Origin of the sequence: Paenibacillus intestini, from assembly GCF_030803945.1 — a bacterium.
GTDB classification, from domain to species: domain Bacteria; phylum Bacillota; class Bacilli; order Paenibacillales; family Paenibacillaceae; genus Paenibacillus; species Paenibacillus polysaccharolyticus.
On the sequence record NZ_JAURUN010000005.1, the window covers coordinates 147085 to 169701 of the forward strand.

The following is a 22617-nucleotide window of genomic DNA, read 5'->3' on the forward strand; positions in this document are numbered from 1 at the left end:
TGGCAATTTATAGATATATATTGGCTTGTTTAATCTTCTGTACAAAAATGATTGTACATTCGAATTGAAAAATCTATTTCGGGGTTGTGTTAAAATTCGAAGGAGTCATGTAAAATATGAATATGTTCGTGGAAACGTTTATTCTATTGCCGAGGTGACATTGTGGGAAAAGAAATTGCTGGGAACCCGAATCATTTATCGTTACCTGATCGGTCTGCACTGAGGGAGAGAGTCATCGAGGCGATTGCCAATACGATGGACTTATATGGGGTTAATCATACGTTTGGTAAATTGTATGGTGTGATGTATTTCGAAGACCGTCCGATGACGCTGGAAGAGATGAAAACCTCTATGAATATGAGCAAAAGCAATATGAGCTATGCCGTTCGTTCGTTAACCGAGTCTCAAATGATCTATAAGCTGGACGAGAAAAAGGAGCGGCAGGATCAATATGTGGCGGAGACTGACTTCTTTCGCACGTTTCAAAATTTCTTCGGATTAAAGCTGCAGCGGGAAGTGGATGTGATGCTGGAAGGCATCCGCGAGGTGATCCCTGACCTGACAACCATGATTCTAGCGGAACATACAACTGCACAAGAACGGGAAGAGGCATTACGAGATTTGCACAAACTCCAGCATGCAGAGCAATACTATGTCTGGCTTCAAGGTTTCGTGGATCGGCTACGAGAGGGTAAGCTGTATGAACAAAAATCAGAAATACCGGAACAGCAGGACTAGCCCTGCTGAGCATAGACTTAAAGATGTCGGATCTTAGCAGAATAGATTTAGCAGCAGATATGAGATTGAGATTAATCCATTATAAAATAAGCATATACAACAAAGAGCTGTACCCAGCCGATGAATGGCTTTGGGGACAGCTCTTTTGAAACCTACATATGTCTGAGTATAAAAGATAAACTTGGCCTTGATTCAAAATACAAATATTTGGAATCCGTTGTTTGAATGTAACATGCACCATTCCACTTATCATCTACAGGAAAAAGGATCGATTTGAATTCCACTTTTTCTGCAGAGTTATTGCCATTGTTCATCTGTATTGTAATTGGTTCATTATAGATATATTCTATGGCGCCACTCTTTTTTATATCATTGACCTCATCTTCTGATAACGGAGCATTGCCACCTGACATCATCTCTCCTTTTTCAAATACGATTAAAGAGAGAAGCTGATCAAAAAGTTGCGGATCTTCTTTTTTATTAATTGATTTCTGTTCTTCAGCGCGATAAAGATTCATCTGATCTGGCTCCCACGTCTCCCGTTCACTGCTCGAATTGAGGTACCATCCTAGTGTGAAGCCTAAAGCAACCGCGATGAGCAACATAATAGAAACAAATTTATTAAGCTGCATCCCTTCACCTCTCATGCTTGTTTACGTTAGGTACGATAAGCCAAAAACCGGGAATATCATTCCCGGCATAATTATTATATTTTTTCAAGTTACAAGTATACCATATTTATTTTGATGCCCTGTAAGCAAGGGTGAAATCTTTAGATATTGGTGTTGTCTTATTAGTCTGAGAGTTGAATACGTCAAATTTCAGTTGTAGATTGCCGGTGGTATTTTTTGAAGATCCGTTTCCTTCGTAATTAAGTACAACCTGATAAGTGAAATAATGTCCATTATCAGTTCGTCCACTGTGGTCTGTAGATTCCTCTAACTTAAATTTACTAGCCAGTTTTTCACCCGCAGCAGAGACTGGGCTTCCTGATAAGCTAACACCTTGACTGCCAAGTGTAACCTCTCCTGATGTAGATGTTGCAGTGTTTATATACCCTATTACATCATTGATTGTACTCCCATACGGAACAGCACTTAATGTTTTTTTAATAAGACTAGTAGCGATTTTATCACCAACTTTTTTCAACCCTCCATTAAAAGCTGAATTATCGTAAATTCTTCCTTGCTGGAACGTCCTAATCATAGTTGAATAATCACCTGACCCAAAGGCAATCTTTAAATTTTTATATTCGAACACATTGTTTCCATAGTATGTGTAATTTCCAACCTTAGTGTGCTCTGCAATCTTAAATTGAGCAATCCATGTGGAGTCGGATGAGGTGACATTTACATGTTTGTAGCTAAGATATGGTAAAGACCAACATTGTGTATAATCTGTCCCCACATAAAATGAAGTATAATATGTTGTAGGATTAGTCCATGTAGAGAATGAATTCAATGCCATCGGTGCAAAATCCAAATCTGTTTTCCCAGAAGCCTCTGCTATTGAGGTTTCAGTTGTTGTGATTTCTTTAACCATTTCAGGCTCTGCTAGCCCTTTGAACCAAAACATTTCTTTTTTATTGTCTTCTTTCTCGGCAAAAGAGCCCACGTCTAAACCCCTCAATGCTTCGGGTAAATCCGTCTCAAAAAGGATAATATTTTTATCGCCATCAAGTAAGTATAGTTTTAAATGAGGCTTTTCCTGTAAATCACGGTTAATTAAAAGGTTATCATTCTTGTTATCATTAAAAATCTCAAACAATAAAACCGAATATCTACCTGTTTCATCTGTCAAATCTCCCACAATACTATTAATACCATTTTGAACTTTATAACTAGCATGCAACAATCCAAACAATTGAACTTGTTCTTCACCAACAGTCACATCAATTGAAACATTTCCTCCACTTAAGATAAAATTATCGAGTTTCAAATCATAATTCTTTAGCAATTTTTGGCTCTCGAGTGATTTCCTTTTTTCCACCTGACCAACCATAGATTCATTAAAGGCATCAACTGTCAGGGAAATTCCTTGGCCCCTAGTAACTACATCTAAAACTTGTGATGTATTATTTTCAGCAAATACACTTGTTTGCAGAAGTGATCCCGTTAGAAAAACAACTGCCATTATTAAGATCTTTAGCTTTCTCATACGTCACCTCAATTTTAAATTTTTAGACTCCCAACCATAAACTCGATGTTTACGAGCAGGCTTACAGCTAATAAAACATTCATTCCGATAGATTACCCCCTCTTATGTTTAACTATATAAAAATTGTTTATATTTGTAAATAATACTATATGCTCATATTTATTTAAATATAAAGAATCATCTAATATATACTTGATTTTAAGTGAACCAGGAAATAATAAAGACTTCACCACCTATTTTCAAGGTTATTAAACCTGAAAAATACGGTGGTGAAGCCCTTTAACCACTATATAGTTTAATTAGAAAAAAAAGTCTTTTTTATTACTTCTGTGCCGCTGCTTCAATATCTGCATATGCCCAGTGAGTTGCAGGCACGTCGCTAAAGGATGGCGTGGCCACTCCCGTCAGCGGTGTACGTTTGAACAGGACGTTCAGCACTTTTACCGCTTCTGCACGGGTAAGTTTGCTGTCTGGTTTGAATGTACCATCATTGTAACCCGTCATCAGACCAGTGGACTGCACATAGGCAATCGCATCGGCTGCCCACAGATCAGCGGCTACATCCGTAAAGGAAGTGGCTTCTGGTGCTGTTCCTGTGGTATCCGTTGTTGTTACAGCGTTCGTTTGTTGCTTCTGCAACCAACGGTACGCGATTGTTGCCATCTGTGCACGCGTAATCGAACCTTCCGGTACAAACGCTGTGTCACTGAGACCGTTCATGATACCTGCGGCCTGTGCCTTTTGAATCTCACTCGTTGCCCAATGTGTTGCGGCTACATCGGCAAAGGTTGTACCCGCCGCCGTAGCTGTTGCTGTTTCACCCGGCAGATTACGAGCCAGCATTGCAGCCATCTGTGCACGTGTAACGAACGCATCTGGACGGAAATCGGCACCGAAACCTTGGATGTATGGCTGATTTGTCTTTTGAGAAGATTTCAGCCCATCGACGACAACCAGTGTAAACGTACTGAATTTGGTTACCGTAAACTCAATGCCTTCGCTGTTATTAGCCAGCTTCACGAGTTTGCCTTGTATCAGTTCTTTCGTGCCATCACTGTGTTCAATGTACACAGCCAGGTTATCCAAGATCTGCTGACGAGCTGCCGCATCGGTTGGCAGGCTATTGCCCAGTGGCAAAGTCAGCGTCACTTCACGGCTCTGCATATTCGTTTCAATCTCAACCGGACGAACCAGTACACGAACATTCGTATTTGGTGCAACTTGCTGAATCACTTGCTCTTTCTTCGCCCGCTCTTCCAGTTCTTTGCGTTCGGATTCCTTTTTGAGCGGAACGATACGGAAATACAAGTCTTGATCGAATCCGGCAATGGACTGTGCAGGTACCGAAATGAATGCATTCTCTGTCGAGATTTCCAGTTTCATCGAACCGTCACTTAGATCTTTGACAGCTGTTTTCGGAACTTCCACACGTGTCTCGGACACAGCGTCTTTGGTATCTGGAATCACAATACGTGCCGTATTGGTACCCAATTGTTTCGCTTTTACAACCGATTCCTTGGCAATCGCATCTGTCATTTTGACCAAATCTTTGACCGTGCCGTTGGTTTCGGTTGTACGTGTGATTGGAGTCTTGGTGAGGTTTGTGCCGTCAACGCCATTCACATCCACGACAATCTGCTCTTGCTTGGTCGTTGGTGCAGGTGTGGACGTCACTGGTGCAGATGATCCGCTGCCACCGCTACCACCTGTGTTGTTGCCCGGGTTAGGTGTGGAACCATTCCCATTACCGCTGTCACCGTTGGCTGTAAAGTCAATTTTTACAGCACGTCCTGGCAACTCATCACTAAAGGCTTTATGACGAACCCATACTGTTTTGTTACCGCTAAAATCCAACTTCTGAATGGAAGCCAGATCAATCCAATTCAGTTTGCCATCGAATGAAATTTCCATCGTATCATTCAGACCCGTTATTTCGTTTTTAACGTCGTCCCCTTTTACATTAGGGGCAGTGAAGAAACGATTAATTACATATTGTAAATTCCCAATATCCTCATAGCTGTCTTGTTCATCAAGTACCCATTGTGCCAATTCCTTTTGATCTTCCACGCTAAGCTCTGCTCTTTTGGACAGGTCGAGGGCACCCGTACGATCAAAAGCATACTTCTCGAAGAAAGCCTCACCCTCCATTTGAGCTTCCATAGCACTTTGGAGCCACTGACTCATTGGATCAATTTTGGTGGCCTTTTCAATAGATTGATACGGGGCAGTCAAAAGCCCTAACACTACCATTGGTTCCACGATATCTCCTTGGTAGAGTCCTTCCAACTTTTCATAGGCCATCGAATACAGATATTTATAAGCAAAAACATTTTTGTCTACTTTATTAGTGAGTTTCAAATATTTTTGACCAATGCTTCCATACTCTTCTGCTTCTTGGTCGTTAAAGTACTCTGATATATCTACCATCTTTTGTGCAAGTAGATCCAGTTTATTGCTCAAAGCAGTAAGCTCCGTTTGTTCCCAAACAGATTGTGCCAACATGCCAAGTTCAATCATGAGTTGAACCTGATTTTTATTCTCGTAATCTTCACTGACGTATTGGATCAAGAATCCTGCAATGAAATCTCTAACCTGTGGGTTTAAATTTTCGTAGCCGTCAGGAAATTTAATTTCTAAAGCCGGATCTTCCATAGCCTCGCGCATGGCTGTTTTATTTCCACTTTTCCTCGCAGCGTTCAAGACAGACAATACATCCGTGTTATTATCACTGGAGAAAAATTTGTCAAATGAGGTCTGGATTTGAACAAAGGATTCGTACCCCCCATCTGGCCGCTCCGCAATCATGTGATCTGCCAGTGCATTTGACTTTTGTATATCTTTCTTGATTCCATCTATTTTCTCTACATCTATCGGAAAGCTCATTTTAGGATGTTCTAGGTTTTTGTTGTAGTCCGCAATCTCCGATTGAATTTGTCTCAATTGGAACATCGAACCCAACATTTCATTAGTGGTCAGCGCCTTGTTAATTAAGGGGGTGAACCTTGCTTCATCATCGAGAGAAGTTAATAATTTGAATACAGACGACGGACCCTTTTTAAGTTGTAGCTCAAGCATAGCCGCTGTGATACGTTTTTCAATGCCTGAGAATTCAGAATATTTACCAACAAATTGATAAAACATACTGTCAGGGGCAGGTTGATCCAGATAGTTAACTTGTTGCATTTGCTTCGCATATAGTTCATCAAGTGAATTCATTTCATCCGGTCCACCAATGTCATGAATGAATTCAACCGCCTTTAAAGCTAGCTGCACGAGGTATTCAACTTGCTCTTTATTGGCGTACCCTTCACTGGTTGGTGGATCTAAATTAAGCATATAAACTGCGATATCATTCTGATCCTCTGAGGATAGTTGCTTGAAACCAGGCGCATCTATGAAACTTTCATCACTCAATAGTTCAACAGCATCAGCTAAAAAGTTGTTTGCGTTGCCTTTTGCTACTTTTATTAATTCGTTGTACTTTCTCAGTCCTGGTTCAAAAAACGCATCAAATGCTTTTTGCACATCAGATACCGTTTCATAGCCATCCTGCTTGTGATCAAGCATCCACTGAGCCAGTTCATTTTTTTCGTCGTCATTCTGAATTGTAGACATCTTCCCCATGTTAAAAACAAATGGTGGTAAGTTCAGATCTGGCCTAAAAATTGCGTAGTTTTTGATAAATGTATATATTTTAAAAAGTGAGTCAATCGCCTCGTTCATACTGTTGATATCCGTTGCTTTATTTATCTCTTTGTAATCATTAAGTTTCTCATATAACATTGCGAGCTGGCTATTATGGTAGATCGTAACAGAACTGTTTTTGAAAACAATATTGTATACCAATATATTATCAATAAACATTGTCCAATCCGCACCATTCAGATGCATATAACGAGATGCAGCTTGTGTCCATTCTGACTTGTCGACACCGGGGAAATAGGAGTTCCACTTCCCTAGCAAGTTGTATACCTGATCCATTTTTTGGCCTAAGGTCTCAATCTCGAACAGTCCGGGTATTACACTGACGTTATAAATCAGATTAAATGCATATACAGCCTGATTGTCACTATTATATTGCACATCTAGTGGAATCAGCATAATCATGCCTCTTGCAATCTCATTCTTTTGATCTTCGCTTAACGTTGCGTAACCTTGAGGCAGTTCCAGCAATTCTCCATCCTCAAGCAAATGACGAACATTAGCTATTTTCTCGCCCGGGTTGGAATCATCATACCCTTGTCTCTCCATGTTTAAAAGTTCGTATGGGTAAGATCGAGCACTCACCACACCTCCAGGACTTACAATCTGAAGCAACATTACAGCCACCAACAAAAAACTTACGATCTTTCTAAACAAGGCTTCGCTCTCCTCTCATTTCATGTTTGATCCTTATGCCTATATCTTTGGACCTATTTTAGAACACAACAATAAACAGATTCTGAACAATAAATGATAATAAAAGGAAAAAAATCCACTCCTTAGTTGAAAACGGAGTGGATTCCTTCATATTTTTCGTCAAAATTCATCATTTTCAAAAAAAAATTGGTGAAATTCCTGCTTAACGGTCCGTCTTCACCTGATATTCCCTCAGTCTCCCCTCATACACCAGCTTCAACTGCTCGCACTGGCGAAAATCATCCGGGGTCACCAGCGCAGGCAGCTTGTTCCACAGCTTGATGCCTGAGCGTTGCAGGATTTCGGCTACAAACTGAGAGCAAAAATAGGAGTTGCTGAACTCCACCGGCTCCTTGAGTGTAATACCAAGAACGCCCAGCAGGTTGTACATATATTTCTGGCGGCTACGAATGAAAATGTGTAGCACCCGCTTCATTTTTTCCACTTCACGCTCCGAGACCCGAAGCTCATAGATGACACATGTCGTATTCGGATATTTACTATACGTCCCTGTCTGGATATCTTCCTTCACAAACCCACCGTTCAGCGGATTGCTCGGATGTTTGCGACCGAAGCTGTACAATTCCGTTAATTCCCGGTCGAACGAGATGGAGGCGTGATTATACGGTGCTTTGGTGTAAGTTTGAATGACTCTTGTAAACAACGTACCTGTATTCGTCAGCAAAATATAAATCGAACGTTCATCGGTCATCCTCATATTTCCCCTTATCAAGTTGGCACTATTCCTTCATAATAACATAGGTACCCTATAATGGAATCTTACATTGAATAAGCAGGTGATCTTCGTACATGAACAGCTCTCTACTGACATTAACTCTGATTTTCGCAGCTCTACTCGTTATACATATTGTGTACAAAGTGATTGCCAAACTGCAGCCAGACAAGGATTATTCGGGCATTGGAACAAAAATTAAAACCTGGTGGGGCATGCTGGCCATCTTTTGCCTTGCTACCCTTTTTAATCCCATCGTCTCGCTGATCTCGCTCATGGTGCTGGCATTTTTCTCGCTGAAGGAATACTTCTCCATGATCCGTAACACCCGCAAAGCCGACCGCCGTCTATTTCTATGGGCGTATCTCGCAATCCCGGTGCAATTTTACTGGATATACATTGGGTGGTATGGCATGTTCATCATCTTTATTCCGCTCTATGTATTTCTCGTCTTGCCCATGCCACGTCTGATCAACAAGGGAACGATCGGATTCCTGCGCAGTGTCAGCTCCACCCAGTGGGGACTCATGCTCATGGTGTTTGGATTAAGTCATCTCGCTTATTTTCCGTTTGCCTCACCCGAGTACGGATCGAAACTGGTGTTGTTCCTCGTTGTGCTAACACAGCTTAATGATGTGGTGCACTATCTCGTATCTCTTTATCTGGGCAAACGAAAAGTGGTGCCTACAGCGAATCCTTTTATTACATGGGAAGGATTTGTGTGTGCATTCCTAGTCACGACGGCGGCCTCCTATTTCATCTATCCCTACCTGACACCATTTGATTGGCAGTTTTCCCTGTTCATCGGAGCACTGATCGGCCTTGCCGGATTCTTCGGCAGCCTCACCGTATCTGTGCTGAAACGGGATCTGCTCATCGGGGATGACAACAAGTCGGATGCACTCAAAAAAAGTTATCTCAGCCGGGTCGACAGTCTCACCTATACCTCGCCGGTCATGTTCCACGTCGTTCGTTATTTCTTTGAATTTATGTAGTTATCAGATATGTCAAAAGGCCTCTCTCATCACCCTGAAAAAAGGATATGGAGGAGGCCTTGCTACAATTTAGCGTTTCAAACTCAGTTGTCTTAATCGAATAAATTCAAGAATATCATTTAATTCATGAAACTTCTCATTATGATGTCTTTCATCATCAGCAGAGTGAATATGGAATGGATCATATTTTGTTACAGAAGAATGCGTACCTTCTGGGTGTTTATGAGCGTGGAATTTCATGATCAATTGTTTGTTGCTATCGTACCAATCATACCAATATAACTCGATGAAACATCGATCCATATCCAATTCCTCAATACAAATTAATTTGGAGAAATCATGAAATAGGATTGTTTTTCTAATACTCCTTCTATCACTTCGAATTCCATTTGCATTTTCTCGAATTTCGGAGATGATATCCGAAAAGTTTTTCTCTATGAATTTAAAGTTACTTTTCGCTATCTTCAAACTCAAGTCTCTGCCTCCCAAGCAAGTGTTGCCAAACTTGAGCATCGGTTTCTTCCTCAGATGTCAGTTCACTTTTAGTCCCGAGCGTTTGTTCAAATTCACCACTGTATTTTTCTTCATAAAACGAGATTTGACGAGTGTAATATTCCAAGTTGTTCTCTTCTTTGGTTATAGATTCATTCTCCTGTTTTCTCCACATATCTACAACATCACGAATAGTAACGACATTCCCTGATGTCATCCTAAAGGCTGTATCATCTGCTATTTTATTATGTTTATTAGCAGCCGCCTTTTGAACACCAATGAATCTGCCTTGTTTAAGCCAATTGTGAATCGTCATGACACTAACACCGAAAAACTGGGCTAATTGGCTGGGAGTATATTCTTCAGCGATTTCTTTTTTCCCTGAGGGGGATACAAGCTTTGTATCCTTATCTGTCGCGACAATTAATGCGTGCTGTAGCAATTGCTCGAATCCTTTTTGGAAAGCTTCATGGTTTTCGAAGATTTCCTCATCTAACTCTTGCATAAGAGTCTCATTATTACGCAATGAATGTGCAAGAACTTTAAACAGCAGAACGCTGTTTTCATAATCACCTAACCTAAATGCAAGTTCCTTAGCAATTTGATTTGAATTTTTGTTAAATAGACTCTTCTCACTATATGTAATAGACATGATCATTTCACCTCACACTCCTATATTATGTCATTCTTCTCTCAAATTCAATAACCAAGTTAAATCAATTTAAATCAAATTAAACAATATTCAATACTCTAGTATAGCTTGCATTTGAAATTTTATACCACATGAGCAAATCCCAGTTGTAAAATAAAACTCCCCCGTTCTTTACGAACGAAGGAGTTGAATCCATCCACTTCTATACTTAACTACGTCTACTTCAAATGAATCTCCTTCTCGGACATCAGCATGTCACCCTCATCATTGGTAAAGACAAATGTGGCTTTTCCGCGTTCACCTTTCATCTCGTCCGAATAGATAAAGCCTGAGAACTGTCCATTACCGCTAAAATAAAAGCCGTCTTCTCCGTTCCCGCCATGCTCGATCGCTTCCTGCATCGTATTCACAATCGTTACCGTGTTGGATGTCCAGCGCATTTCCGTTAGGCTGTAACCTTTGGGCACTTGTTTGATCGCAAAATCAAAGCTGTTGCCTTCACTCGGTTTATCCGATTGATCAATGACAATATCAATATTCTCTGACATTGCCGCAGCGTTAGACTGCGTCTGCATCTTGCCCTCTTCACCTTTTGCGCTATTCTGATCATTTTTGTTTTTGGCCTCTGCATTAGGTATAGATCCCTGTCCAGCTTCCTCGATCGGTTGCTTGGATTGCGGGTAAGCATGCTCCTGTACAGACTCTTTATTATTTTTGGCGCCACAGGCGCTAATAACAATGACCATACATAACACAGCAGTATACAGTGCAGATCTCTTGATCCCCTGTTTCATACTCCATCTTCTCCCTTCGTTCTTCTTGCATCCTTCTCACACACAGATTAGAACCTTATTCATCACTACACCATATCGTCCCTCATGAAGCTCCATAATATGTAAATGATTTTAAAATTCCAGACTGCACCTGTTCTTTTGCAGTGATGAGTGTATGAGTTTTCATACAAAAAGATGGGAATCAGACGTGTATCAATTCTTGTAATTAATGTTGCAATTGCGGTAACTCCAGCACTTGTCCTGTCTGAATGTTTCCGTGTGACAACTGATTTGTATCTTTCAGTGCTTCGACATAAACCCGAGTATCCATCTGATCCGGTTTGTTCGCAAGAGATATACTCCACAAGGTATCTCCCGAAGATACAACAACCTGTTCATTCAGTAGCACAGGCTGATCTCCCGCCGATGCCTTGAATACTACACTGCAACCAGCAATAAATACGCTCATCGTAATGAGTAGCTTAATCATCGCCGGGCGTGTGATCTGATCTCGTAGAAAGAGCCTTGAAGCGTGTTTTTCATATGAGAATTCCGGCTTGGTTCTTAGAACCTGCTCAGGTTCATGAATGCTTTTGTACGTGGAATACTTCATTTCCATCTGACCCCCGATTGTTATCTTCCTTTTTCGTCAATCTTCAACTTGCTTGCCTATATAACTTCACTTAACAACATAATTTTCATCTCTCTCTAAAGCCAAATAGGCACATATTACTAGCTTTTAATCGTATACATAGGTCTATGTTATCACTTCATTCTAAACAAATTCTGAACAATGATCGGTCCGACTGAACAAAAGTTTCAATTCGAGAATAGATGCCTGATTTTCGGCGATGGGACGTGTGATTCTGCCCTATAATAAGGGAAAGATTATGATTCTACTGGAGTAAGGACGTGCGGTTTATGATCTCTGCAGATCTGAAGGAACAGTATTACCAGGCACTGATCGCTAAAGATTCAGAATATGAAGGCTTATTCTATGTCGGTGTTAAAACAACGGGGGTATTCTGTCGTCCCACCTGCCCGGCTCGGAAACCTAAATTTGAGAACTGCGAATTTTATGAGACCGCTCAGCAAGCCCTGCTTGCGTCATTTCGTCCATGCCAGCGATGCCGTCCTTTATCTCATCCCAATCAAGTTTCGGATGTGGTTCGCATGTTGGTGGAGGCTGTCGAGAAGGAGCCGGAAAAACGCTGGAAGGGGCACGATTTCAGGGCACTATCCATTGATGAATCTACTGCTCGCCGTCAGTTCAAAAAAAGATTCGGGATGACCTTTGTCGAATACGCTCGCGCACGGCGTATGGGACTAGCACTGAAACATATTCGTTCAGGGCGCACTGTCATTGATAGCCAACTCTCCACCGGATATGAATCCAGCAGTGGATTCCGGGATGCCTTTTCAAGGATTATGGGAGCTGCACCTACACATGTAGATAACGAACGGGTATTAAGGGCAGCCTGGATCGATACCAGACTTGGCCCCATGATGGCTGTAGCGGATGAGCAAGCTTTATATTTACTCGAATTCATTGATCGCCGAGGGCTGGAACGCGAGGTGGAACGCCTGCGCAAGCGCACCAAATCTGCGATTGTACCTGGCACAACAGCACCTATTCGATCCATTGAACGGGAATTAAATGAATATTTCGACGGCAAAAGGACAACTTTCGACACGGCATTGTTCTGTTTAGGAACACCATTTCAGAAGCGGGTATGGGATGCGTTATTAGCCATTCCGGCCGGGGAAACGAGATCTTATCAGGAGATCGCAAAAGCCCTTGGAAAACCTTCTGCATGCCGGGCCGTAGCCCAAGCGAACGGGGCAAATCAGCTAGCTATTGTCATTCCTTGTCACCGTGTGATTAACGCAAGTGGTGAATTGGGCGGATATGGAGGTGGACTGACACGGAAAAATTGGCTGCTTCAGCACGAGAGACAGATGTCATTACAGTAGGAATTTTCAGTAACAGCACCTTATCTATTTCTATAAAGGAAGTGAGCCAAAATGAAAAACAACCATTGCACACAGAAAGAAAAAGCTGAACAATTTCATCAATATCATGTGAAGGGACAACCACTCTTACTGGTGAACGTGTGGGATGCTGGGAGCGCGCAGACCATTCAATCTACAGGTGCCAAAGCTATTGCTACAGGAAGCTGGTCTGTTGCCGCTGCTCATGGGGAACAGGATGGTGAAGCCCTTCCGTTCCAATTGGTGCTTGCTAATCTTTCACGTATTACAAAGAGCGTAGATCTGCCTGTAACCATCGATATAGAGGGAGGGTATGGCAGGTCCGTGTCAGAAGTGAAGCAAAACGTGTTGCAAATTATTGAACATGGGGCAGTTGGCATTAATATCGAGGACCAGTTACCACATGGTGAAGGCTTATACAGTGTCACAGAACAATGTCTGAGATTATCCGTTGCTCGCGAAGCTGCAAGTGAGGCAGGCATTCCCCTTTTTATCAATGCACGCACCGATCTATTTCTACAACAAGTTCCTGAGAAACATAATGAAGTGTTAGTTAACGAAGCAATTGCACGGTCCGAGGCATATGCGGAAGCAGGGGCAAACGGTATATTCATTCCAGGTTTACAGGATCAGCATTGGATTCAGGAACTATGTGACCGTTCGCCAATCCCCGTCAACGTGATGGTAACCTCCAACGAACCTTCACTCAGACATTTGGCAACACTAGGGGTAGCACGAATCAGCTACGGGCCTTATCCTTATCTGCAAGTTATGGAGAACCTGAAAGCACTTGGGCAACGTATTTTAACAGGAGCATAAGGATTATACTGATGAGGTGTGTTCATACCACGCCGTCTTGCACGGACAGAAGATAGGATGTTTCCAGCCTTCACCTGTGGTATAATCCCACTACCTAACAGTAACAGGAGGCACATATGCTTAACGTTGAACAAAAGCTTGAAATTCTGGAGTCGTACCCACAGCTGCAGCGCAAAAATGTTTCTCTGGGTCGTGTGAACTTCCACTACGAGGACAGTGCCTACGAGAAAAAAATTGTAGCACTCCATATTCACCCGAACGGTAACGGTTATATCTATGCAGGGTTATTGCCAAACTACGAGACGGATGCAAAAGGGTTCGTCAATGTCCGTGATTACTCCGAAGCAGATCTGCGTACATTGCTGGATGCAACACTCGAAGCGATGTCTCATAATCCAGACGCAGTTGAAGTGACTGAGAACGTACCCCCCCCTAAAGAATCTGCCCCGGTTATCCTGTCATCAAGCGGTGGTATCTGGATCAATGAAGAGGGACACACACTTACTTTAAAATATGACAATGATATGTGGTGTGTATATGCTGATTCGGAGCTGGAGATGGCTTTTGAATCACGCGGCGAGGCTGGCGAGTATCTTGAAGAGGAAGGATTCAAACCGCAAGCTCACGCTTAGATTAAAGTACAACCCATAAGAGACGACAAAGAAAAACACGAGGCGAGCATACGTCCTCGTGTTTTTCTTATCCCTCGTGTCTAATTACTGGTGTGATTATTACTGAACATCCTCATTTGCGTTCCCCTAACGGCTTAAACTCTGTAATTCATCACAGTTAGTCTTTGCTGCCTTTGCGTACCAACGGAGCATGCTTCATCATGGGATAGGTGGACAGAAGCAGCGCGCCACCGATTACACCCAGCACCGTAAATACGAGCATTCGATTTTGATAGGCAATCCAGAGCGTGAATTGTCTCATATCTCCAAATGCAACCACCAGCGACAGCACCAGACCAAAGCCAAACAACAGAATCAGGAAATTACGCAGGCCCAGCCGAATACAGCAAACCGTCAAGAAAACAGATAGACCGAGTACCAAGAGCCCCAGCATCATGTCAATCCACAGGTATGGGAACACAAGATAACTCGAAGAATAGAGCATTCCCGGTTGATACAACGTGACCTGTAGCCATCCCCCGACATTCAGCAGATGAACAACCCCATAGATCACATGCAGAATGATCATCGTGCCCACAACCATACAGGCTCCCATCATATAGAAAGATTTCATGAATTGAATCCGTGTACTGCCCATACCAATGGCCACCGGGTAGAGTGTGATTAGACCCGCAATGGCAAAAGTACAGATCCCTCCATACATCGGCCCAAATAATTGTGAGGCATAACTGACATGAAACAGAAAACCAATCGCGACATAGACTGCTGTCAACCCAAGCGCAATGGATGTAAAGATCAGCATATATAAACGCATGTCATCTAAAATTAGCCGATTCGTTCCTTTTACTGCATTCATGCTCTCACCTCCTCCTTCCGCGTTACATTCACCAGATAATCCTGGAGCGTTGCTTTTTCAATGGAAAGCCCATGATGTTGAGCCTTGGCTACCCATTCCTTCGAATACATATCATCAATCATCACTTTGCCGGTTGTACCCATACGAGCAGAATCAATAATATTAGCACCTGCAGAGGCTATCTCCACATCTTGAATTAACCCTGTTAGAAGAACTCCACGTTCGCGCATCTCCTCCATGGGGTGATGATATAACACTTTACCTTGATGTACCACAATCAGGGTTTCACACAAAGGCTGTACCTCTTCGATATGATGTGTTGATATCAGAACCAGACGAGGGTTATCTTCATACGTTTCCAATAATGCTTCATAGAAAAGTTTTCGTTTCTCGGCATCGAGTCCATTCGTAGGCTCATCCATAATCGTCACACTGGCGTTACTGCACAGCCCCAGAATTATTTGAGCGGCTGTCTTCATGCCCTTCGAAAATTTACTCATTTTCTGTTTGGACGGCAGTTCAAAAACATCGATGAGCCGCTTGGCAAGTTGTTGATCCCATTGTGAATGGAAATGTGATCCGATGCTGACCAGATCATTCATTGTCCAGTTTTTACCGAGCGGATGATTCTCCTGGATATAACATAGATGCCCTTGAGCAGACAGATTATTGTACGGGTCCTGACCCATAATTTGAATGGTGCCACTGTCAGGGCGGTTGTGTCCGGCGAGCAGACTCATTAGCGTCGTTTTACCAGCACCGTTCCTTCCCCAAATTGCACCAATTACAGGTTCATTCTCATGCAGGGTGACACTGTTCAGAATAGAGGGCTTACTCTTTTGATAGCTGTAACATACCTGCTCCACATGAATCATATTTCACTCTCCTTATCCTTCTTACCGCGAATCAGATCAATAATCATGTCCTCATCCATCCGAATACGTCTGGCTTCTTCAAGTAAAGGTTTGATGTATTCTTCGTAAAAATGTCGCTTTCGTTCAACAAGCAAGGCTTCCCTGGCTCCTTTGGCAACAAACATTCCCACACCTCGCTGTTTGTATATGATGCCTTTGTCTACCAACTCCTGTAGCCCCTTTCGCGCCGTAGCCGGATTAATATTGTAAAAGCGTGAAAGTTCATTCGTCGAGGGAACCTGCTCCTCCACTCTCAATCTGCCTTCCACAATATCATCCATGATCATCATGGCGATCTGATGAAAAATAGGCTGGGATTCATCCAAGGTCGATTTCATCTGTTTCCAACTTTCATACATAATAATGATTTGCGTGTGTCTTATATGGGGGTCAATTTTTTCTTTTCTTAATTAGTTAGTCGGTTAGTTACTCATGTAACTAACTATAGTATACAAGAACATAAATGTAAATAGACCCTTGTTAATTGATCAACTTCTCCACACGGATTCGGTTATATTGGTTCAGGAGAGCGTCAAGGACTACGGATTGTCTGATCACTTCAGGATGAAGCAGACTGCCATATTGCAGTTGTATCTGATGTAGCTGTTGTCTCGCGTCTTCGATCTGTGATTTTAATTCCATACGATCCATAGCACCCCCTCCTTTTGTCATATTTTAGCTTATTATGCCAATCGGTAGTTTAATGAGGGTATGACAGATATGCTCTTCTATGCGTTACTGGACCGTTTATACATACAAAAAAGAACGCCTCTGAGTTATTCAGAAGCGTTCTGTGGCTCAGGCTTATGTCCCTAAACCGTGATCATTCGTTCGGTAGATTGGAGGAGGGGTATCTTCCTTGACTGGAGATGGCCCGGTAACGGTCGGCAGGATGTTCACCGCGATACTACAAGTAACTATCAGCAAAGCCAGTTTTTTCTTCATTGATTTTTTGCACCTCACCAATCAAGATTTTGTATTGCTGTATAGCAGTATCGGACGCGTAATCCCTGTATTGTTCGAATAGTCCGACACTTCTAAGCATACCTCGTCCATCACTAATTTCAATAGCAAATCTTAAGCTATCCAGAACAAAATTTAAACCTTGTGCAAAGTGATCCCTCTTCAGATAATACTTGCCCAATCCAGCCAATAATCGGACGTAACGATCATCCGTAACCTGCTTGCTGACTTTTCCAATTCGGTTCCGTTGCTCCTGATAAGTAAAATGCGGTGCATACTCTTCTAACACATCATCGATATCCATATCGTATCGATTCGCCGCAGTAACAATATCACATAGCGCAGGAAAGATCTCGTTCTCTTTTGTTGAAATGTAGGCCAGATACTGAGGAAGAATTTCGAACTGTCCAGCCATTAATTGATATATATAACGATTCCCTTCAGCCCATTCCTGAAATTGTTGAATAACAACCATTTCTTCATGATCCGGACCTTTGACCCAAGAGGAATCGGTGTATAACGAAACATATTTGAGGGCCATCTCATAGTTGTCTAAATGGAAATACGCACTTCCCGATGCCAAATAAGCATACATAACATAAAAAATGATAGGTCGTTTCGTTTCTTCCGCTTTCTTTCTCCCATTCAATTCATAGTGAATGGTTGCCTTCACCCGCAGTTTCTCTGATAACTCCTGCACCTTACTCCACCGATGAAGTGAGGCGAACGCATTAATCAATTCATTTAATGCATCCAGTTGATAGCGTTCATCCAGTCGATCCACATAATATTCAAATTGAGCCGCAATAATAACATTCCGCTGCTGATCATTCGACAGTCCGAGCTTGAACAGACGATACTGACAGAGCGCAAGCCGCTCGGAATGTTGCATCTTCTCACTTTCAGCGATTGTTTCATATAAGAGAGTTGCCGGTTTCCATTTACCAGCATGATAGAACTCCTCCGCCACATCAAATAACATCGGGATATACGAAAGATTATCCATCATCAGACGAACGACCTCTTCGATACAGTCCAGCTTATCCAGTTCAGCACATCGATGCAGAAAAGGGCCTAACCTCCGCCAATCCGGCGTTGCGTGCACAAAGCACTCATCAATATACAACTCATAGAAATGGCCCGCTGCAAGCTTCATAGCTACCGTAATACGGTCCAGCTGCTGCATGGAGATAGGTCGATTCTTATTCAAAATGTTGCTGAGTGTGCCAGAATTAATTCCGGACAGCTCTGAAAATAAACTGATCGACATCTGTTCACGCTTCAGATAGCTTGCTAAATGATCGCGTATCGTGGTTGTTGTCGGCTTCAAGGGAACACCACCCTCCAAAATAAAAACACAAAAAGCGAGATTACAGGTACATGCAAAAGTAATTATATGTAATATATACTTGCATTACAATAAAATAATTTCAACTAATTTGTATTAATTACATTTTAATCCTTTTAGAGCGATAAAATATGTATCTATATTTTATATCGAAATGGTCTGTTCTTCCAAGACCCAACTGCACAAAAAAACACGAGCCAGACAGGCTCGTGTCATTTGTCCGAATATCATTACGCATTCAGCGTATTTCACAGTGTTATTCCATACTCAATCTAATGTGACCTAAGGCAGTACATTCCCTGCAGCACGATAGATTTCATACCACTCTGGACGAGTGAGGTGAACCTCACCTGCTTTCACACAATCTTGCAGACGTCCAATATTCATTGTGCCTGTCACAGGTTGCATCTTGGCAGGGTGACGAAGCAACCACGCAATCGCAATGGTCGTATTGCTCACGTCATACTTCGCAGCGATCTCATCGATCTTTGCATTCAATTCCGGGAATTTCTCATTGCCAAGGAAGACACCCTCGAAGAATCCGTATTGGAACGGAGACCACGGTTGAATGGTAATATCATGCAGACGGCAGTAATCCAGAATGCTGCCATCTCTGTTCACCGCAGCGTCATTCTCCATATTCACGTTGATGCCGCTATCGATCATCGTCGTGTTGGTAATACTCATCTGCAGCTGGTTGGCTACCAGAGGTTGTTTGACATATTTTTTGAGCAATGCGATCTGGTTCGGGTTCTGGTTGGATACGCCGAAGTGGCGCACTTTTCCCTCACGCTCCAATTGATCGAATGCTTCAGCCACTTCCTCCGGTTCAACAAGTGCATCCGGGCGGTGCAAGAGCAACACATCCAGATATTCCGTTCTCAGACGTTGCAGAATACCATCCACCGAATTCAGGATATGCTCTTTGGAGAAATCAAACATACCCTTGCGAATGCCGCATTTGGATTGAAGAATCAAATTTTCACGAATCTGGGGATTCATCTGCACAGCATCGGCGAAAATCTCCTCACATGTTCCTGTGCCGTAAATATCAGCGTGATCGAAGAAATTCGCGCCTATTTCCATAGCAGAACGTACAAAATGCTCCGCGTCCTTACTGTCTAATGAATTGATTCGCATACAGCCTACAGCAACTACAGGCACATCGAGTGCACTGCTGCCCAGTTTAATGGTTCTCAAGATGTTTCCCCTCCATATTCAAAAATAGTTTGTGTGCATGAGACCCTGATACATATCCATATATGCATGTCCATGCCTGTCTTCCGTCTATGATTGTGACATATATCTGCAATCGGTTTCAATAGACTTTCCCCACATTTATATGGAGAAATGATTTGTTATAAGCAATACCGCCCAGCCTTGGGCAGTAATCGTTAATCTTTTTCCGGCACGATCACCTTCATATAACCAGGCAATACACGGATATCAACCGGTAAAGCAGGGCCTTCCTCTCCATCCACATTCGTACGAATGGTTTCGTCCGAGCGAACATGAACTTCTTTGGCTGTAAAATAGTGCACGTCCTTATGGTCCTTCAGATTGCCGAAGAACAAAGAAGTGCCTAAGGTCACGCTGTTGAATACACCGATATTTTGAATCACAAAGCAGTGAATCAGTCCGTCGTCTACCTCTGCATCCGGTGACAATTTTTCGAATCCTCCGACCGAGTTAGTAAGGGCCGCCACAAAAAGCGGTGACTCTCCTTCCCAGAATTGCCCGTCATATTCGATCTTCAGAACGTTTGCCGGTGTGTTTACCAGATCCTTCAATCCTTCTTTCAGATAAGCGAATGATCCCAGCTTTGATTTTTCCTCGGACGAAACAGAGAATAACGCCTCCGCCAAGGAGCCGGCAGCCACCACATTGGCAAACAGTCGCCCATTCACCATGCCGAGATCGACCAACCGGGTCTGTTCCGAACGTAACTGCTCGATCGCTTCCTCCGGGTCAAGAGAGATATGTAACGCCCTTGCAAAATCATTCACCGTTCCCAGTGGAACGATACCTAAAAGAGGACGATGTTCCTGGTCCAGCATACCATTAATCGTCTCATGTAATGTGCCATCTCCCCCGATCGAGATGACCAGATCACATCCATCTTTGCAGGCATGTAGACCGTAATGGGTAGCATCGCCTTCCCCGGCTGTTTCGTTCACCACTACTGCATATTGACTGACTTCCAGAATAGACCGAACCTGGGATACATAATGCTCTGCTTTTTCCTTGCCTGACGACGGATTGCTAATGATCATTGCTTTCCTCATCGATACATCTCCCTCTCCGCATATAACCTCTGTACATCCTTACCCTTTTCATCAAGAGGTTGAATACAGTGTGATGCAAATATGTTGATCACCATGCAAATTTTTATAATTTACACAAAGTTATGCTGAAAAAGTGCAGGGCATGGCCCTTGTCATATAGAATAAAAGTATAGATAGATAAACGTTATAAAATTACTGTTCCTATAATCCCAAGATGGGTTAATAAGCTAGAGACGTTATGATTTGGAGGGAAGGCATGTAATGAAGAGAATCACACTTGTATTGTTGATATGTATTCTAAGTATAGGTACGGCGGGGCAAGCAATGGCATACACCACCACGGATTCGGATCATTCCCTCATTAAAGATTCTGCGCTAGAGGAAGGACTCAAGCTAATTTTAAATATTCCTGTAGGTGAACCCCTCACATCTAAAGATCTGAAGCAGCTTCGTGTGGTGGATCTGAGCAATGCAGGCATTCAGAGTCTTTCCGGGCTGGAACATGCCGTGAATTTGACCCATTTGCGTCTGTACGGTAATGAAATTACCGATCTCACACCACTGGAACACCTGACGGAGCTTCGCGAGATTGACGTCCGAAACAATTACATTACAACCATTCAGCCTCTTGCTGCATTACAGCAACTGGGACGTCTATATATCAGTAACAATTCGATATCCTCCATTGACGTTGTGCGAGAATTTCCCAGACTACATACACTGCATGCCAGCGGCAATCAGATTTTAAGCCTGAATGCTCTAACAGAGCTGCATTCGCTGAAATGGCTCGAAATCTCAAATAATGATATAACCGATCTTACACCACTTGCGGAACAGACTCAGTTGACGCAATTGAATGTGGCGAACAATCATATTTCGGCACTTGATGCTCTCACAGAGTTGCCAGATACCATGCGTGAGCTGAATGTGGCAGGTAACCATATATCTCGCCTGGCACCCCTGAGCCACATGACAGGATTGCGGAAACTGGATATCTCGAGTAACCAGATCCAGCAACTGAGTGACATCGCAACATTAACAAACTTAACGGAGCTGAATGCGGAGTCCAATCAGATCTATAATCTGGAGCCGCTGCGCGAGTTAACCAAACTAAACGTCTTGAAGTTATCCAATAACCGGATATGGGATCTGACACCAATCTCGGAATTATCCTTCACACCCGATAACTCAGATGTACAAAGCGTAGACAACATCTCTGCTTCCACTTCTATGTCCTTAAGCACATCAAATGTGATGACAGAGACGGCTACTGCCGGGCTTACTGTACATAACAATTATCTGGATGTGACAAGTGGTAGCCACACGATGCAGCTACTCAACCAGATGAATGTCAGAGAGCAGAAACGTACGCCACAGGGGCGTTTTCAACGCCTGATCGAAGGATCTGCCACGGCATATGTGGGCGACCGTGCGTACGAACTGGGGGCGGCTCCTTTTATTAATGAAGGCCGGACGTATGTGCCTCTTCGATTTGTATCCGAGCATTTAAATGCTCGTGTGAACTGGAATAACGGTACACGCGAAGCAGTCATTACACAAGAGGATCAAATCATTCGCTGGGGCGTAAGCAACAAGCAGGTCACCATTAACGATGAACTCATCATGAATGATGCTCCGCTGTTAATGAAGGATGGCAATGCCTATGTTCCCATTCGATTTATTTCAGAGAAGCTTCATACAACCATTGGATATATCGCCAAGAGTAAAACGATTCTGATCTTTGAAAACAAATAACCATATCCCCGCTGCATTGTTAGCGGGGATTTTTTCTGTATTCTGAGGAATAGGGTATATCGCGCTAACTATATGATGAGCCCTTAATTGTGGCCAACATAAGTGTTATGGGTGT

General features: G+C 42.8%; 21 protein-coding genes. 6 read left to right on the forward strand and 15 right to left on the reverse strand.

All coding sequences use genetic code 11. From position 1 onward, the window contains the following. The first annotated feature begins 162 nt into the window (after positions 1–162). Positions 163–738, forward strand: a complete 576-nt coding sequence (locus J2T16_RS15760) for a GbsR/MarR family transcriptional regulator (RefSeq protein WP_336121598.1) — start codon at positions 163–165, stop codon at positions 736–738. A 152-nt stretch (positions 739–890) separates the two neighbouring features. Here J2T16_RS15760 and J2T16_RS15765 read toward each other — a convergent pair whose 3' ends face one another. The 4 genes from J2T16_RS15765 to J2T16_RS15780 all read right to left on the reverse strand — a co-directional run bounded on the left by J2T16_RS15765 (position 891) and on the right by J2T16_RS15780 (position 8005). Beyond that, on the reverse strand, positions 891–1343 hold the full coding sequence (locus tag J2T16_RS15765; protein ID WP_499018718.1) for a hypothetical protein: 453 nt from the start codon (positions 1341–1343) through the stop codon (positions 891–893). Between the two features lie 133 nt (positions 1344–1476). Continuing rightward, a complete protein-coding gene (locus J2T16_RS15770) occupies positions 1477–2871 on the reverse strand; it encodes a hypothetical protein (RefSeq protein ID WP_499018720.1) in 1395 nt (464 codons plus the stop codon). A gap of 345 nt (positions 2872–3216) precedes the next feature. Further along, on the reverse strand, positions 3217–7254 hold the full coding sequence (locus J2T16_RS15775) for an S-layer homology domain-containing protein (protein ID WP_499018721.1): 4038 nt from the start codon (positions 7252–7254) through the stop codon (positions 3217–3219). Between the two features lie 202 nt (positions 7255–7456). Beyond that, entirely contained in the window at positions 7457–8005 is a 549-nt protein-coding gene (locus J2T16_RS15780) for a hypothetical protein (RefSeq protein WP_499018722.1), read from the reverse strand. Positions 8006–8103: 98 nt separating this feature from the next. Here J2T16_RS15780 and J2T16_RS15785 point away from each other — a divergent pair, with 98 nt between their 5' ends. Then, on the forward strand, positions 8104–9021 hold the full coding sequence (locus tag J2T16_RS15785; RefSeq protein ID WP_221787519.1) for a phosphatidate cytidylyltransferase: 918 nt from the start codon (positions 8104–8106) through the stop codon (positions 9019–9021). 69 nt (positions 9022–9090) lie between these two features. On the opposite strand, the gene J2T16_RS15790 is transcribed toward J2T16_RS15785, so the two are convergent. The 4 genes from J2T16_RS15790 to J2T16_RS15805 all read right to left on the reverse strand — a co-directional run bounded on the left by J2T16_RS15790 (position 9091) and on the right by J2T16_RS15805 (position 11551). Next, the gene (locus tag J2T16_RS15790) at positions 9091–9495 is read right to left on the reverse strand and encodes a toxin-antitoxin system TumE family protein (protein ID WP_221787520.1); all 405 of its coding nucleotides are present in this window, start codon (positions 9493–9495) and stop codon (positions 9091–9093) included. After that, entirely contained in the window at positions 9470–10165 is a 696-nt protein-coding gene (locus J2T16_RS15795; RefSeq protein ID WP_221787521.1) for a helix-turn-helix domain-containing protein, read from the reverse strand. The genes J2T16_RS15790 and J2T16_RS15795 overlap by 26 nt, the downstream gene beginning before the upstream one ends. Positions 10166–10383: 218 nt before the next feature. Further along, entirely contained in the window at positions 10384–10959 is a 576-nt protein-coding gene (locus J2T16_RS15800) for a hypothetical protein (protein ID WP_221787522.1), read from the reverse strand. A 205-nt stretch (positions 10960–11164) separates the two neighbouring features. Continuing rightward, positions 11165–11551: a LysM peptidoglycan-binding domain-containing protein gene (locus J2T16_RS15805; protein ID WP_260510731.1), complete on the reverse strand. Its 387-nt coding sequence runs from the start codon at positions 11549–11551 to the stop codon at positions 11165–11167. 308 nt (positions 11552–11859) lie between these two features. On the opposite strand from J2T16_RS15805, the gene J2T16_RS15810 reads away from it, so the two are divergent. From J2T16_RS15810 to J2T16_RS15820, 3 genes are all read left to right on the forward strand, one after another. Beyond that, a complete protein-coding gene (locus J2T16_RS15810) occupies positions 11860–12912 on the forward strand; it encodes a bifunctional transcriptional activator/DNA repair enzyme AdaA (RefSeq protein ID WP_221787681.1) in 1053 nt (350 codons plus the stop codon). 51 nt (positions 12913–12963) lie between these two features. After that, positions 12964–13749 carry an isocitrate lyase/PEP mutase family protein gene (locus tag J2T16_RS15815; RefSeq protein ID WP_221787523.1) on the forward strand — a complete coding sequence of 262 codons (786 nt, stop codon included), beginning with the start codon at positions 12964–12966 and terminating at the stop codon, positions 13747–13749. Positions 13750–13865: 116 nt separating this feature from the next. After that, complete coding sequence (locus tag J2T16_RS15820) at positions 13866–14381, forward strand: hypothetical protein (protein WP_221787524.1); 516 nt, start codon at positions 13866–13868, stop codon at positions 14379–14381. Positions 14382–14538: 157 nt separating this feature from the next. Here J2T16_RS15820 and J2T16_RS15825 read toward each other — a convergent pair whose 3' ends face one another. From J2T16_RS15825 to J2T16_RS15855, 7 genes are all read right to left on the reverse strand, one after another. After that, entirely contained in the window at positions 14539–15237 is a 699-nt protein-coding gene (locus J2T16_RS15825; RefSeq protein WP_221787525.1) for a hypothetical protein, read from the reverse strand. Next, on the reverse strand, positions 15234–16112 hold the full coding sequence (locus J2T16_RS15830; RefSeq protein WP_221787526.1) for an ATP-binding cassette domain-containing protein: 879 nt from the start codon (positions 16110–16112) through the stop codon (positions 15234–15236). The genes J2T16_RS15825 and J2T16_RS15830 overlap by 4 nt, the downstream gene beginning before the upstream one ends. Further along, on the reverse strand, positions 16109–16489 hold the full coding sequence (locus J2T16_RS15835; protein ID WP_221787682.1) for a GntR family transcriptional regulator: 381 nt from the start codon (positions 16487–16489) through the stop codon (positions 16109–16111). Before J2T16_RS15835 ends, J2T16_RS15830 begins: the two co-directional genes overlap by 4 nt. A 142-nt stretch (positions 16490–16631) precedes the next feature. Continuing rightward, on the reverse strand, positions 16632–16802 hold the full coding sequence (locus tag J2T16_RS15840; protein WP_090921152.1) for an aspartyl-phosphate phosphatase Spo0E family protein: 171 nt from the start codon (positions 16800–16802) through the stop codon (positions 16632–16634). A gap of 256 nt (positions 16803–17058) precedes the next feature. After that, positions 17059–18444 carry a helix-turn-helix domain-containing protein gene (locus J2T16_RS15845; RefSeq protein WP_312027583.1) on the reverse strand — a complete coding sequence of 462 codons (1386 nt, stop codon included), beginning with the start codon at positions 18442–18444 and terminating at the stop codon, positions 17059–17061. A 300-nt stretch (positions 18445–18744) separates the two neighbouring features. Continuing rightward, complete coding sequence (locus J2T16_RS15850; RefSeq protein ID WP_336121594.1) at positions 18745–19662, reverse strand: aldo/keto reductase; 918 nt, start codon at positions 19660–19662, stop codon at positions 18745–18747. Positions 19663–19856: 194 nt separating this feature from the next. Further along, on the reverse strand, positions 19857–20747 hold the full coding sequence (locus J2T16_RS15855) for a diacylglycerol/lipid kinase family protein (RefSeq protein ID WP_499018727.1): 891 nt from the start codon (positions 20745–20747) through the stop codon (positions 19857–19859). Between the two features lie 261 nt (positions 20748–21008). On the opposite strand from J2T16_RS15855, the gene J2T16_RS15860 reads away from it, so the two are divergent. After that, on the forward strand, positions 21009–22502 hold the full coding sequence (locus J2T16_RS15860) for a leucine-rich repeat domain-containing protein (RefSeq protein ID WP_499018729.1): 1494 nt from the start codon (positions 21009–21011) through the stop codon (positions 22500–22502). Positions 22503–22617: the final 115 nt, after the last annotated feature.

Bases quoted from the DNA above. Each gene is read 5' to 3' on its own strand.
- J2T16_RS15795 (WP_221787521.1), bottom strand. From the start codon at position 10,165: ATGTCTATTACATATAGTGAGAAGAGTCTATTTAACAAAAATTCAAAT.
- J2T16_RS15835 (WP_221787682.1), bottom strand. From the start codon at position 16,489: ATGAAATCGACCTTGGATGAATCCCAGCCTATTTTTCATCAGATCGCC.
- J2T16_RS15815 (WP_221787523.1), top strand. From the start codon at position 12,964: ATGAAAAACAACCATTGCACACAGAAAGAAAAAGCTGAACAATTTCAT.
- J2T16_RS15825 (WP_221787525.1), bottom strand. From the start codon at position 15,237: ATGAATGCAGTAAAAGGAACGAATCGGCTAATTTTAGATGACATGCGT.
- J2T16_RS15765 (WP_499018718.1), bottom strand. From the start codon at position 1,343: ATGTTGCTCATCGCGGTTGCTTTAGGCTTCACACTAGGATGGTACCTC.
- J2T16_RS15800 (WP_221787522.1), bottom strand. From the start codon at position 10,959: ATGAAACAGGGGATCAAGAGATCTGCACTGTATACTGCTGTGTTATGT.
- J2T16_RS15840 (WP_090921152.1), bottom strand. From the start codon at position 16,802: ATGGATCGTATGGAATTAAAATCACAGATCGAAGACGCGAGACAACAG.
- J2T16_RS15860 (WP_499018729.1), top strand. From the start codon at position 21,009: ATGAAGAGAATCACACTTGTATTGTTGATATGTATTCTAAGTATAGGT.
- J2T16_RS15805 (WP_260510731.1), bottom strand. From the start codon at position 11,551: ATGAAGTATTCCACGTACAAAAGCATTCATGAACCTGAGCAGGTTCTA.
- J2T16_RS15785 (WP_221787519.1), top strand. From the start codon at position 8,104: ATGAACAGCTCTCTACTGACATTAACTCTGATTTTCGCAGCTCTACTC.
- J2T16_RS15820 (WP_221787524.1), top strand. From the start codon at position 13,866: ATGCTTAACGTTGAACAAAAGCTTGAAATTCTGGAGTCGTACCCACAG.
- J2T16_RS15770 (WP_499018720.1), bottom strand. From the start codon at position 2,871: ATGGCAGTTGTTTTTCTAACGGGATCACTTCTGCAAACAAGTGTATTT.
- J2T16_RS15830 (WP_221787526.1), bottom strand. From the start codon at position 16,112: ATGATTCATGTGGAGCAGGTATGTTACAGCTATCAAAAGAGTAAGCCC.
- J2T16_RS15855 (WP_499018727.1), bottom strand. From the start codon at position 20,747: ATGAGGAAAGCAATGATCATTAGCAATCCGTCGTCAGGCAAGGAAAAA.
- J2T16_RS15810 (WP_221787681.1), top strand. From the start codon at position 11,860: ATGATCTCTGCAGATCTGAAGGAACAGTATTACCAGGCACTGATCGCT.
- J2T16_RS15780 (WP_499018722.1), bottom strand. From the start codon at position 8,005: ATGACCGATGAACGTTCGATTTATATTTTGCTGACGAATACAGGTACG.